The following is a 12,499-nucleotide window of genomic DNA, read 5'->3' as shown; positions in this document are numbered from 1 at the left end:
GCCGTGGACCTGCTGCTCCCCGCCGCGCAGGCCGCGCTCGTGGTCGTCTTCGGGTTCGCGTTCCTCACCAAGATGCGCGACTCCGGCGCGTTCCGGATGTTCCGCGCGACCGTGGGCCGGCTGCTGATGAGGTCCGGGACGGTCAGCACCGTCGCCGCCGCGGCGTTCACCGGGCTGGAGGCGATGACGGCGGTGTTCATCGTGTTCCCGTGGACGACCCGGTTCGGGTTCGCGTGCGCGGCGCTGCTGCTGGTGTCGTTCATGGCCGTCGTCGTGCGCGCGGTGCGGGGCGGCGTCTTCGGCGAGTGCCGCTGCTTCGGCGGCCGGGGCGCGGTCCTCGGCTACCCGCTCCTCGTCCGCAACGGGTTCCTCCTCGCCATCGCGCTGTGCGGCGTCGTCCTCGCGCACGTGCGCGTGAGCCCCCTGCCGTTCGTCCTCGCGGCCCTCACCGGCGCGGCCGCGGCCGTCGCCCTCATCCGCTACTGGGACGGCGCGGTCGAGGCCGTCCTCGACCGCCTGCGCCGGGCGCGGGCGCGCGGCTGAGACCGCCGGGCCCGCCCCCGGCGCTGGCGGTGTGTAACGGGGTGATCTCGGTTGGGGGAAGGGCGGGGAGCGCGCGGATAAGCCAGAATCGACGGGGCATGACCTCAGACCGCCGAGGGGTGGGAGCAGCGATGCGCGACGTCTGGCCGGGCGAGCCGTACCCGCTGGGCGCCACGTGGGACGGGACGGGGACCAACTTCGCGGTCTTCTCCGAGGTGGCGCGGCGGGTGGAGCTCTGCCTGTTCGGAGAGGACGGCGAGACGCACGTCGACCTTCCGGAGGTCGACGGCTTCGTGTGGCACGGCTACCTGCCGGGCGTCGGGCCCGGCCAGGCGTACGGCTACCGCGTGCACGGGCCGTACGAGCCGGAGAACGGCCACCGCTGCAACCCGGCCAAGCTGCTCCTGGACCCGTACGGCAAGGCGTTCGAGGGCGGGGTGCGGTGGCACGAGTCGCTGTTCTCGTACCGGTTCGCCGACCCCGACGCGCTCAACGAGGACGACAGCGCGCCGTACATGCCGAAGAACGTGGTGATCAACCCGTTCTTCGACTGGGGCGACGACCGGCCGCCGCGCGTCCCCTACCACCAGAGCGTGATCTACGAGGCGCACGTGAAGGGGCTGACCCGGCTGCATCCGGGCGTGCCCGAGGAGCAGCGGGGGACGTACGCGGCGCTGTCGCACCCGGTGATGATCGACCACCTGCTCGACCTCGGGGTGACGGCGCTGGAGTTGATGCCGGTGCACCAGTTCGTGCCCGAGCACGCGCTGGTCGCGCGGGGGCTGACGAACTACTGGGGCTACAACACCATCGGCTTCCTCGCCCCGCACAACGCCTACTCGTCGGCCGGGCAGCACGGCGAGCAGGTGCTGGAGTTCAAGGCGATGGTGAAGGCCCTGCACGAGGCGGGCATCGAGGTCATCCTCGACGTCGTCTACAACCACACGGCGGAGGGCGACCACCTCGGCCCGACCCTGTCGTTCCGGGGCATCGACAACGCCTCGTACTACCGGCTCAGGGACGACGACAAGCGCTACCACCTCGACTACACCGGATGCGGCAACTCGCTCAACGTCCGGAGCCCGCACGCGCTGCAGCTCATCATGGACTCGCTGCGCTACTGGGTGCTGGAGATGCACGTCGACGGATTCCGTTTCGACCTGGCGTCGGCGCTGGCGCGGGAACTGCACGACGTCGACCGGCTCGCGGCGTTCTTCGACCTGGTCCAGCAGGATCCCGTGGTGTCGCAGGTGAAGCTGATCGCCGAGCCGTGGGACGTGGGCGAGGGCGGCTACCAGGTCGGCAACTTCCCGCCGCTGTGGTCGGAGTGGAACGGCAAGTACCGCGACACCGTCCGCGACTTCTGGCGCGGGTCGTACGCGACGCTGCCGGAGTTCGCGTCGAGGCTGACGGGGTCGTCCGACCTGTACGAGCACAGCGCGCGCCGGCCGTTCGCGTCCGTCAACTTCGTGACGTGCCACGACGGTTTCACGCTGCACGACCTGGTCGCCTACAACACCAAGCACAACGACGCCAACGGCGAGGCCAACCGGGACGGCACCGACGACAACCGCTCCTGGAACTGCGGTTACGAGGGGCACACCGACGAGCCCGCCGTCCTGGACCTGCGGGCCCGGCAGCGGCGCAACTTCCTCGCGACGCTCTTCCTCTCCCAGGGCGTGCCGATGATCTCGCACGGCGACGAGATGAGGCGCACGCAGCGCGGCAACAACAACGCCTACTGCCAGGACAACGAGCTGGCCTGGGTGCACTGGGAGGACGACGACGAGTCGGCGTTCGTGCGGTCGCTGTCGCGGCTCAGGCACGACCATCCGGTGTTCCGGCGGCGGCGCTTCTTCGAGGGCGTCTCGCTCAACGGCGAGAACATCGCCGACATCGTGTGGCTCACCCCGGCGGGCGAGGCGATGACCGACGACGACTGGACGGTCGGATTCGCCAAGTCCCTCAACGTCTTCGTCAACGGCGACGCCATCACCGAACCCGACCCGCGCGGCCAGCGCATCACCGACGACTCGTTCCTGCTGCTCATCAACGCGCATTCGGAAACGGTCGAGTTCACGCTGCCGGGCCCCGAGTACGGCGAGCGGTGGGAGTACGCCCTCGACACCATGCAGCCGGGCACCGTCGGCGAACGGCCCCGCGTCAAGGCCCGCGACCAGCTCGCCATCGCCGACCGTTCGCTGACCGTCCTGCGCCGCCTCCCCTGACCGGCCGGGCTCAGGTCCCGCGCACTCGCAGCGCCGCCAGCAGGACGAGCACGACCGTCGCCGCCGCGACCAGGCCGTGCGCGGCGACGGCGGCGGCCGGGAACGCCTGCTCCGCCCCGCGCGCGTGCCGCCCGCCGCGGCCGACCAGCCAGCGCGTGAACAGCAGGAACCCCTGGAACACCACGACCATCAGCGCGGCGAACGCGGCCCAGGCGTACGGGGCGCTTCCGGTGGCGAGGTGGGCGATCCAGAGCGCGAGGCCGGCGGCGGCCGCGAGCGGGTGCCCGACCACCAGCGCCGCCGGGAAGCGCGTGACCTTGGTGGCCTGGCTCGTCAGGCCGCCGCTCGCCCGCCATCTCGCCAGCAGGTACAGCCCGACCAGCGCGGCGAGAACCCAAGCCGCGAGTGCGACGAACCCCACCCCCCGCTCCCTTCGGTGCGTTCCTCCCGGGCACTCAGTGTCCTAGAGGAACGGCCCCGCCGTGACTGATTCGTACAGATTGCGACACAGACCGTTACCGGACAGGTCATGACCGGGCGGGACGCGGCGCGGGGGCCTCCCCGCGGCCCGCCGCGCGGTGCGCTAGCTTCGGGTCCCATGCAGCGACCCGATCCCGTCCGGCCCTGGTCCCCGGCGGACGGCCCGGTGCGCCTCGCGGAGGCGTACGCCTACCCGGACAGCGGTCCGTGGCTCCGCGCCAACATGATCTCCAGCCTGGACGGGGCGGCGACGCGGGACGACCGCAGCGGCGGCCTCGGCGGCGACGCCGACCGGCGGCTGTTCCGGCTCCTGCGCGGGCTCGCCGACGCGGTCGTGGTCGGCGCCGGAACGGTCCGCGCCGAGGGCTACGGGCCCGTCCGTCCCGGCGGGGACGGCTGGGACGGGCTCCGCGCCGGACGCCCGCCCGCCCCGCCGCTCGCGATCGTGTCGCACGCGCTCGACCTCGACTTCGACGCGCCCGTCTTCACCGAGGCCGAGCCGGACGCGCGCACGATCGTGCTGACCACCGAGGCCGCCGATCCCGGACGTGTCCGCGCCGCCCGCGAGCGCGCCGACGTCATCGTCGCAGGGCGCGACCTGCTCGACTTCCGGTCCGCGTTCGAGGCGCTCAACGAGCGCGGCCTGCGCCGGCTGCTCTGCGAGGGCGGGCCCGGCGTCCTCGCGCAGATCACGGCGGCCGGGCTGCTGGACGAGCTGTGCCTGACGCTCAGCCCGATGCTGGTCGGCGGCGCCTCCCCGCGCATCCTGCAAGGCCCGCCGGTCGCGGTCACCGCCGACCTGCGCCCCGTCCAGATCCTGGAGAGCGAGGGCTTCCTGCTCCTGCGCTACGTCCGCCGACCGGACGGCGCCTCGCCCCGCGCCTGAGCCCGCACCGCGAGGAACGCGACGACCCCAGGGTCAGGCGGTCACCAGAAGCCTCCGCTCCTGCTCCGGCCGAAGAGGGTCACCTCCGCGCCGGACGGTACGCGCCAGGGCGTCCTCCGCGATCGCCCGGCCCACGAACGACGTTCCGCCCGGTACGGGAATGCGCGTCGACCCGACGTCAGCGAGCCGCGGGCCCGGTGCGGGAGCGGTCCGTCCGGGTGTGGTCAACGCGGCGCGGCGGGCGGCCGGCGGAACCGGTAGCGGGTGAACAGGACGCCCTCGTCCTCGTACAGGGCCGCGAGGTCGAGCGGGGCCTCCGCCGCGAGCGGGCCGAGCAGGCGGGTGTGGGCGGGGCCGCCGCCGAGGAGCGCGGGCGCGACGTTGAGACACAGCTCGTCCGCCAGGCCCTCGCGGACGAGCGCGGTGACGAGGGTGGGCCCGCCCTCGCAGAGCAGGCGTTCGTGGCCGTGCTCCTCACGCAGGAGCCGTACGGCGGTGTGGAGATCGACGTCGTCCTCGCCCGCGGCGACCACCGGGACGCCGCCCGGCACGGTCCCGGCCGCGAGGGCGGACGACGAGGTCACCACGAGCGTCGGCGTCTCGGCGGCGGTGAACAGCGGCAGCGTCCAGTCCAGGTCGAGGGTCCGGCTGACGATCGCGAGGGGCGCGGGCGGGGCGCCGCGCCGTTCGCGCAGGTCGGGCCGGAGCCGGGCGGGCCCGAGCCGCCCGGTGCGGGCGGTGGAGGCGCCCACCAGGATCGCGTCGGCGAGCGCGCGCAGCGTGCGGAACACCCGGAAGTCGGCGTCGCCGCCGAGGCCGTCGGTCCAGCCGTCGGCGTCGGTGACCGACCCGTCCGCGCTCATCACCATGCCGACGCGCAGGCCGGGCGCGTCGGCGTAGGCGTCCCACGGATCGACCCGCCGGCGGGGTCCGGGAGCAAACGGCGCATGACCTGCACATTAACCGACGGTCATATCCACTCCCCCGGCACGTCCGGATGTCGGAGGCAGGGCGCAAGATGGGGGCATGGAGCTGCCGATCAGTCCGCCGCTGTCGCCCATGCTGGCCAAGGCGGTCAAGACCATGCCCAAGGGCGACCTGCTGTACGAGCCCAAGTGGGACGGCTTCCGCTGCGTCGTCTTCCGCGACGGCGACGAGGTGGAGCTGTCCAGCCGCGGCGAGAAGCCGCTGACCCGCTACTTCCCCGAGCTCGTCGAGGCGGTGAAGCGGGAGCTGCCCGAACGGTGCGTCGTGGACGGCGAGATCGTGCTGCGCAAGGGCGCCCAGCTCGACTTCGACGCCCTCCAACAGCGCATCCACCCGGCGGCGTCGCGCGTCGAGCTGCTCGCCGCGGAGACGCCCGCCTCGTTCGTGGCGTTCGACCTGCTCGCGGTCGGCGACGAGTCGCTGATGGAGGTGCCGCTCGGCGAGCGCCGCCGCCGCCTGGCCGAGACGCTGGCGGGCGCGCGGGCGCCGGTGCACGTGACCCCGGTGTCCGACTCCTACGACCTGGCGCTGCGCTGGTTCGACGAGTTCGAGGGCGCCGGGCTGGACGGGGTGATCGCCAAGCCGCGCGACATCCCCTACCTGCCCGACAAGCGCGCCCTGTTCAAGGTCAAGCACGAGCGCACGGCCGACTGCGTGGTGGCGGGGTTCCGCTGGCACAAGTCCGGGCCGATCGTCGGGTCGCTGCTGCTCGGCCTCTACAACGCCGAGGGCCACCTCCAGCACGTCGGCGTCGCCGGGTCGTTCACCATGCGGCGGCGCGCCGAGCTGGTCGACGAGCTCCAGCCGTACCGGATGGACGACCTGGAGGGCCACCCCTGGGAGGGCTGGGCCCGCCAGACCGAGGCGACCGCCGACCGGATGCCGGGCGCGATCTCCCGCTGGACAGGCAAGAAGGACCTGTCGTGGGTCGCGATCCGCCCCGAGCTGGTCGTCGAGGTGGCGTACGAGGCGATGCAGGGCGACCGGTTCCGCCACATGGCCCGGTTCCGCCGCTGGCGCACCGACCGCACGCCCGGTTCCTGCACCTACGAGCAGCTGGAGGTGCCGGTCGCCTACGACCTCGACGACATCTTCGAAGGCGATGCCCAGAGCCCTCGTGCCGACCGGGGCGCTTGAAGGGTCCCGTCAGGTCGCGAGAGCGGAAGTCCGGATACGGCCCCACCGCCGCAGGGAACGGGGCGGCGGGGCGTTCCGCGGGGCGCGCGTTCGCCGGGGAGTCGCGGAGGCGCGTGCCCCGGCCGGCCCGCGTGCGCGGGAGGCCGGCCGGGGCGGCGCGGGTCGGGTCAGGGGCGGCGGGTCTCGTTGTCGATGGTCTCCTGGAGGAGGTCGCGGTCCGGCCTCATCGCGCTCCTCGGGGTGTTGTACGGGCGCAGGTAGGTCTGCTCCAGGCCGGGGACGCGGTCCTCGATGACGAACGTCGCCTTGGTGGACGCCGTGGCGCCGGGCGAGCGGACGGTCGACAGCGTCTTGAAGTCGGCCTTCATCTCGTGCCTGTCGATGCGGGTCAGCACGTAGCCGCGCTGGTTGTTGTAGAAGCGCAGGTGCGGGTTGATCTTCAGGTACGGCTGGGTCGCCGGGTCGGAGTCGGCGCCGTCGCCGCCGCTGGTGACCGAGCTGCACACCAGTTCCGCCCGACCGTCTTCGACGTCGGGTCGTCGTAGTCCGCCTTGAGGTCGCTCGCCCAGTGGGCGTGGACGTCGCCGGTGAGGACGACGGGGTTGCGGACGCCGGCGTCCATCCAGCCCTTGGTGATGCGGCCGCGGGACGCGACGTAGCCGTCCCAGGCGTCCTGGCTGGTCTTCTTCAGCGGCCCGGCGTCGCTGTCGCGCTGGGCGAAGAAGACCTGCTGCCCGATGACGTCCCAGCGGGCCTCCGAGCGGCGGAACCCGTCGATCAGCCACTTCTCCTGCTCGGCGCCGGTGATGGTGCGCTTCGGGTCGTTCGCCTCGGGGCAGACCTTGTTGCCGTCGCCGCACGCCTGGTCGTCGCGGAACTGGCGCGTGTCGAGCATGTGGAAGTTGGCGAGCTTGCCCCAGCGCAGCCGCCGGTAGACCTGGATGTCGGGGCCGTTCGGGATGGAGCGGCGGCGCAGCGGCATGTTCTCGTAGTACGCCTGGAACGCGGCGGCGCGGCGGGCGCGGAAGGCCGCCGGGTCGGGGGTGTCGGAGCCGGCCTCGGGCACCCAGCCGGCCCAGTTGTTCTCCACCTCGTGGTCGTCGAAGACGACGGCCCACGGCGCGGCGAGGTGCGCGGCCTGGAGGTCGGGGTCGGTCTTGTACTGGGCGTGCCGCAGCCGGTAGCCGCCGAGGGTGACCGTCTCGGGCCCCTCGTGGTCGCGGACGTTGCCGCCCGGGATCGTGTAGGCGCCCTTCTTGTACTCGTACTGGTAGTCGCCGAGGTGCAGGATCAGGTCCGGGTTCTCCTCCGCGAGCCGCCGGTAGGCGGTGAAGTGGCCGTGCTCGAACTGCGAGCACGACACGAAGCCCATCGCGAGGGCCGGGCCGAACGAGTCGGGGCGCGGGGCGGTGCGGGCGCGCCCGACCGGGGAGAGGTGGTCGCCCGCGCGGAAGCGGTACCAGTAGTCGCGGCCGGGGCGCAGGCCGTCCAGCTCGACGTGCACGGAGTGCCCGGACTCGGGCCGGGCGGTCGCGGTGCCGCGCCGTTCGACGCGCTTGAACCGCTCGTCGGACGAGACCTCCCACCGCACCGGGACGGCGGCGGCGGGCATCCCGCCGAGGCCGTCCTCGGCGAGCGGGCGGGGGGCGAGCCGCGTCCAGAGCACGAAGCCGGCGTGGTCGGGGTCGCCGGAGGCGACGCCGAGGGTGAACGGGTCGGAGGGCAGCGGCCCGGAGCGGCGGCCGGGCGGGCGCGGGGCGGCCTGGGCGGACCCGGCGAGGCCCGGCGCGGCGCCGGCGGCGGCGACCGTGCCGACGGCGAGTCCGCTGGTGACGAGGAAGGATCTCCGGTTGAGCAGGCGCGGCGAGTCGGCCATGAGGTTGGGACCTTTCGGAGCTGTCCGGCATCGATCGCCGGACAGCCTCACGAAGGCCGGTGGCCGCCGCGTTCCCCCCGGGTGACGGCCGCTCCAACAGGAACGATCTTTTGCCCGTCACGTACGTACCCCGTCACACCGCGTGTTTCACCCGTCACATGCGAGCGCGGGCGGAAGACCCGGAAGCGGGCGGACCGGGAGATGGGCGTGCACGGGGCGGTATCCGGATGGTAGGCTAGCGACTTACGAATTGCGCAGACAACGGCCATCCTCTTAACAGGAGAGTACCTGAGGCATGCGAGCCCGTCAAGTCAAGTCCCTTCCGGAAGTGGCCGGCAGCGGCGACGAATCGCCCGGTCAGAGCGGTGCGGCGCGGGACGGCGGAGAGGCCGCCGACGCGCTCGACGCGGCTCTGCGCGCGGAGCAGAAGTACGTGACCAGGGTGTACGCGCGGCTCGACACCGAGCGGGAGGCCGCCGAGGCAACGCTGCGGTCGGGGCCGGGCCGCGGGGGCGGCGGCGGCTTCCAGGCGGCGGTCGAGCGCGAGGTCGCCGCCGAGGAGGCCGCCCGCGCGCTCGCGCGGCTGTCGGGGTCGAGCGGGCCCTGGTGTTCGGCCGGATCGACCACCGGGCCGACGGGGACGCGGCGGGCGACACGTTCTACGTCGGCCGGATCGGGCTGCGCGACGAGCACCGCGAGCCGCTGCTGATCGACTGGCGCGCGGCGGCGGCGCGGCCGTTCTACACCGCGACGGCCGGCTCGCCGGGCACGCTCGTCCGCCGGCGCCACCTGCACCTGCGCGACCGCGAGGTGGCCCGGCTGGACGACGAGGTGTTCGACCTGGAGGGCATGTCGGAGGACGACCGGAGCACGATCGTCGGCGAGGCGGCGCTGCTCGCGACGCTCCGCCGGGGCCGTACGGGCCGGATGGGCGACGTGGTCGCGACGATCCAGGAGGAGCAGGACCAGGTGATCCGGGACGGGCTCCAGGGCGTGCTCGTCGTCCAGGGCGGGCCGGGCACCGGCAAGACCGTCGCGGCCCTGCACCGCGCCGCGTACCTGCTCTACACGCACCGCGACGTGCTGGAACGGCGCGGCGTGCTGATCGTCGGGCCCAACGCGACGTTCCTGCGCTACATCGAGCAGGTGCTCCCCGGGCTCGGCGAGACCGACGTGGCGCTCGCGACGGTCGGCGAGCTGTACCCGGGCGTCCGCGCGACCGAGACCGAGTCCCCGAGGTCGCGGTGGTGAAGGGCGGCCTGCGGATGGCGGACGTGGTGGAGGCGGCCGTGCGCGACCGCCAGCGCGTTCCCGACGGGGACCTCGAGATCGAGGTCGAGGACATGACGCTCCGGGTCGGGCACGACGAGTGCGTCCGGGCCCGCGACCGGGCGCGCGCCCTGCGCGCGCCGCACAACGTGCAGCGCCGCGCCTACGCGCACGCGCTGCTCGACGCGCTCGCGCTCGACCGGGCCGAGCAGTACGACCGGATCACCGACGAGCCGCTGGAGGACATCGCGGCGTCGGGCGGCGTCCCCGCCTGGCTCCAGGAGCTGATGGACGAGGCGGAGGAGTCCCCGCTGCTCGACGAGGAGAACCTGCGCCTCGCCAAGGCGGAGCTCTGGCAGACCCCGGCCGTCCGCGGCGCGATCGACGCGCTGTGGCCCGAGCTCACCCCCGAGGCGTTCCTCGATGAGCTGTTCGCCGACCCCGAGCGCCTCCGGAGCGCCGGGGAGGCCCTCACCGAGGCCGAGCGCGAGGCGCTGCGCCGTCCGGCGGGCTCCCCGTGGACGGTGTCGGACGTCCCCCTGCTGGACGAGGCCGCCGAGTGGCTGGGCGAGGACGACCCGGCCGAGCGGGCGCGGCTGCGCAAGGCCCGCCGGGAGCGCGAGGCCGAGGAGCTGTACGCCCGCGAGGTGATCGAGTCGACCGGCGTGGCCGACCTGGAGATCGTGGACGCCGCCGCGCTCGCCGAGCGGCACCACGACGACGGCCCGGCGCTCACCACCGCGCAGCGCGCCGCCGCCGACCGCGAGTGGGCGTACGGGCACGTGATCGTGGACGAGGCGCAGGAGCTGTCGGAGATGGCCTGGCGGGCGGTGATGCGCCGCGTCCCGACCCGTTCGCTCACGGTCGTCGGCGACATCGCGCAGACCGGCAGCCCGGCGGGGGCGCGGTCGTGGGGCGAGATGCTCGACCGGTACGTGCCGGGGCGCCGGCGCGAGCAGCGGCTGATGGTCAACTACCGCACCCCGGCGGCGATCATGCGGGTGGCCGCGGACGTCCTCGCCGCGGTCGCGCCGGGCGAGGTGCCGCCCGAGCCCGTCCGCGACGACGGCCCGCCGCCGGCGGCCGTCCGGATCGGGCCGGCCGAGCTGCCGGCCCGCCTCCCGGAGCTGGTCCGCGCCGAGCTGGCGCCGATCGGCGACGAGACCGGCGCCGGGAAGCTCGCCGTGATCACGTCCGGGGCGGCGCGCGAGGGCGTCCGCGCGGCCCTTCCGGACGTCGCGGCGGGCACGGCTCCCGAGGCGCTGGACGCTCCGGCGGTCGTCCTGACCACGACCGAGTCGAAGGGCCTGGAGTTCGACTCGGTGATCGTCGTCGATCCGTCCGGCATCGTGGCGGGGGCGCCGCGCGGCGGGCAGGACCTGTACGTGGCCATCACCCGGGCCACCCGGCGCCTCACGGTCGTCCACGACGGCGACCTCCCCGAGATGCTCTCCGCCCTCGGCTAGCCCGTTCCGGCGGAGGCCGGGTAGGGCAGGAGGTCCTGGGCGATCCGCTCCCAGCGGGCGGTCAGGCGACGCAGGACGTCGGGGTGGGCGCGGGCGAGGTCGGCCTGCTCGCGCGGGTCGGCGTCGAGGTCGTAGAGGCGGTCGGCGGGCCCGGCGGCGGGGCCCGGGGCGCGCAGGTACTTCCAGCGGCCGTCGCGCAGGGCGCGGGAGGTGCGGGTGCGCCAGAACAGCTCGTGCCGCGGCGGGTCCGCGCCGTCCAGGAGGTACGGGGCGAGGCTGCGGCCGTCCAGCGGGTGGGACGCGGCCGGCCGCGCGCCGGCGACCTCCAGGACGGTCGCGGTCCAGTCCTGGGTGATCACCGGGACGCGGCTGACCTGGCGCGGGCCGATGCGGGCGGGCCAGCGCAGGATGTTGGGGACGCGGATGCCGCCCTCGTTCAGGCTCGCCTTGGAACCGGTGAGGGGCCACTGGTACGACCAGCGCTCGCCGCCGTTGTCGCTGGAGAACAGCACGAGCGTGTCGCGCTCCTGGCCGGTGTCGCGCAGGGCGCGCAGGACGCGGCCGATCCCGGCGTCCATGGCCTCGACCATGCGCCGGTACGTGGCGAGGGACCCGCCGTCCTCGTGCCACAGGGCGTTCGCGTCGCCGGCCTCGACCCGCGCGGTGATCGCGTCGCTGGTCGGGCGGTCGCCGGGGCCCTCCCACGGCCAGTGCGGGGCGGTGAAGTTGAGGTTGAGCAGCCAGGGCCGGTCGTGCCGGGCGCGGACGAACTCGGCGGCGCGGTCGGCGAGCGTGTCGGTGTAGTAGCCGAGCGACTCGGCCGGGACCTCCCCCTCGTACAGGTCGCGGCCCTGGGCGGTGATCTTGGAGTAGTAGTCGACGGCGCCGGACAGGTTGCCGAAGAAGGTGTCCCAGCCCGACTTCAGCGGGCTGTACCAGGGCAGGAAGCCGCAGTGCCACTTGCCGAACATCGCGGTGGCGTACCCGGCGCCCTTGAGCAGGGACGCGAGGGTGGGGTGGCCGGGCGGGATGCCGTGCAGCTCGTGCGGGCGGGCGATGGGCTCCTCCAGCCCGCCGCGCAGCCGTCCGGGGTAGCGGCCGGTGTAGAGGCCGAAGCGGGTGGGCGAGCAGACGGCGGCGGCGGAGTACGCGTCGGTGAAGCGCACCCCCTGCCGGGCGAGCCGGTCGAGGTGGGGCGTGCGGATCTCCGGTGCGCCGTAGCAGCCGAGGTCGGCCCAGCCGAGGTCGTCGCCGAGGATGATCAAAACGTTCGGACGCCGCGCGCCGCGTCCGGCGGCGCCCGTTCCGGCGCGGAACGGGCGCTCGGCGGGTGCCGCCCCGGCGGTGCCCGTCCCGGCGGCGAGGACCGTTCCAGCGGCGGCGGCCGCGCCGAGGGCGCCGACCGCGCCCCGCCTGGTCAGTCCCGGCTCGCGCACGGGCTCGTCCGGCCGGGCGGGCTCGTCCGGCCGTGCGGGCTCGGCGGGCCGTGCGGTGTTGGGGGGTCGTGCGGTGTTGGGGGGTTCGGCCACGGTACGACCCACTTTCCCTACTAATTTGGTTAAGTAGGTCGAGATAGTAGGGAATAGCGGGGCGCGCCGCAATGCCGGGGCCCGGCCTTCCGCCCGGG

At 74.1% G+C, this 12,499-nt stretch carries 9 protein-coding genes and 1 pseudogene; 5 read left to right on the top strand and 5 right to left on the bottom strand.

All coding sequences use genetic code 11. The features are described from left to right. The first annotated feature begins 3 nt into the window (after positions 1 to 3). Both GEV43_RS29665 and glgX read left to right on the top strand, forming a co-directional pair. Positions 4 to 543 (top strand): MauE/DoxX family redox-associated membrane protein, encoded by a 540-nt coding sequence (locus tag GEV43_RS29665; RefSeq protein ID WP_160823492.1) that lies wholly within the window; start codon positions 4 to 6, stop codon positions 541 to 543. Between the two features lie 131 nt (positions 544 to 674). Then, positions 675 to 2,771 carry a glycogen debranching protein GlgX gene (gene glgX, locus GEV43_RS29660; RefSeq protein ID WP_160823491.1) on the top strand — a complete coding sequence of 699 codons (2,097 nt, stop codon included), beginning with the start codon at positions 675 to 677 and terminating at the stop codon, positions 2,769 to 2,771. 10 nt (positions 2,772 to 2,781) lie between these two features. Here glgX and GEV43_RS29655 read toward each other — a convergent pair whose 3' ends face one another. Then, entirely contained in the window at positions 2,782 to 3,192 is a 411-nt protein-coding gene (locus tag GEV43_RS29655) for a hypothetical protein (RefSeq protein ID WP_160823490.1), read from the bottom strand. A gap of 177 nt (positions 3,193 to 3,369) precedes the next feature. Between GEV43_RS29655 and GEV43_RS29650 the strand changes: the two genes are divergently transcribed. Further along, positions 3,370 to 4,137, top strand: coding sequence for a pyrimidine reductase family protein (locus GEV43_RS29650; protein ID WP_160823489.1), 768 nt, complete (start codon positions 3,370 to 3,372; stop codon positions 4,135 to 4,137). A gap of 224 nt (positions 4,138 to 4,361) precedes the next feature. Here the strand turns inward: GEV43_RS29650 and GEV43_RS29645 are convergent, their stop codons facing one another. Next, complete coding sequence (locus tag GEV43_RS29645; protein WP_241683089.1) at positions 4,362 to 5,000, bottom strand: dihydrofolate reductase family protein; 639 nt, start codon at positions 4,998 to 5,000, stop codon at positions 4,362 to 4,364. Between the two features lie 163 nt (positions 5,001 to 5,163). On the opposite strand from GEV43_RS29645, the gene GEV43_RS29640 reads away from it, so the two are divergent. Further along, positions 5,164 to 6,261: an ATP-dependent DNA ligase gene (locus GEV43_RS29640; RefSeq protein ID WP_160823488.1), complete on the top strand. Its 1,098-nt coding sequence runs from the start codon at positions 5,164 to 5,166 to the stop codon at positions 6,259 to 6,261. Between the two features lie 167 nt (positions 6,262 to 6,428). On the opposite strand, the gene GEV43_RS51330 is transcribed toward GEV43_RS29640, so the two are convergent. Beyond that, on the bottom strand, positions 6,429 to 6,767 hold the full coding sequence (locus GEV43_RS51330) for a hypothetical protein (RefSeq protein WP_241683088.1): 339 nt from the start codon (positions 6,765 to 6,767) through the stop codon (positions 6,429 to 6,431). After that, a complete protein-coding gene (locus GEV43_RS29635) occupies positions 6,701 to 8,137 on the bottom strand; it encodes an alkaline phosphatase (protein ID WP_241683087.1) in 1,437 nt (478 codons plus the stop codon). Before GEV43_RS29635 ends, GEV43_RS51330 begins: the two co-directional genes overlap by 67 nt. Before the next feature lie 295 nt (positions 8,138 to 8,432). Between GEV43_RS29635 and GEV43_RS29630 the strand changes: the two are divergent. Beyond that, positions 8,433 to 10,872 (top strand): annotated as a pseudogene (locus GEV43_RS29630) (HelD family protein). Here GEV43_RS29630 and GEV43_RS29625 read toward each other — a convergent pair. Next, positions 10,869 to 12,401 (bottom strand): sulfatase-like hydrolase/transferase, encoded by a 1,533-nt coding sequence (locus GEV43_RS29625; RefSeq protein ID WP_309239902.1) that lies wholly within the window; start codon positions 12,399 to 12,401, stop codon positions 10,869 to 10,871. The pseudogene GEV43_RS29630 and the gene GEV43_RS29625 sit on opposite strands and share 4 nt — an antisense overlap. Positions 12,402 to 12,499 lie beyond the last annotated feature (98 nt).

The sequence above is a fragment of the Actinomadura sp. J1-007 genome (assembly GCF_009793335.1).
Classification (GTDB): Bacteria; Actinomycetota; Actinomycetes; order Streptosporangiales; family Streptosporangiaceae; genus Spirillospora; species Spirillospora yumaensis.
Note: the sequence above shows the minus strand (reverse complement) of the source record. Positions and strands in the feature narration are given on the sequence as shown.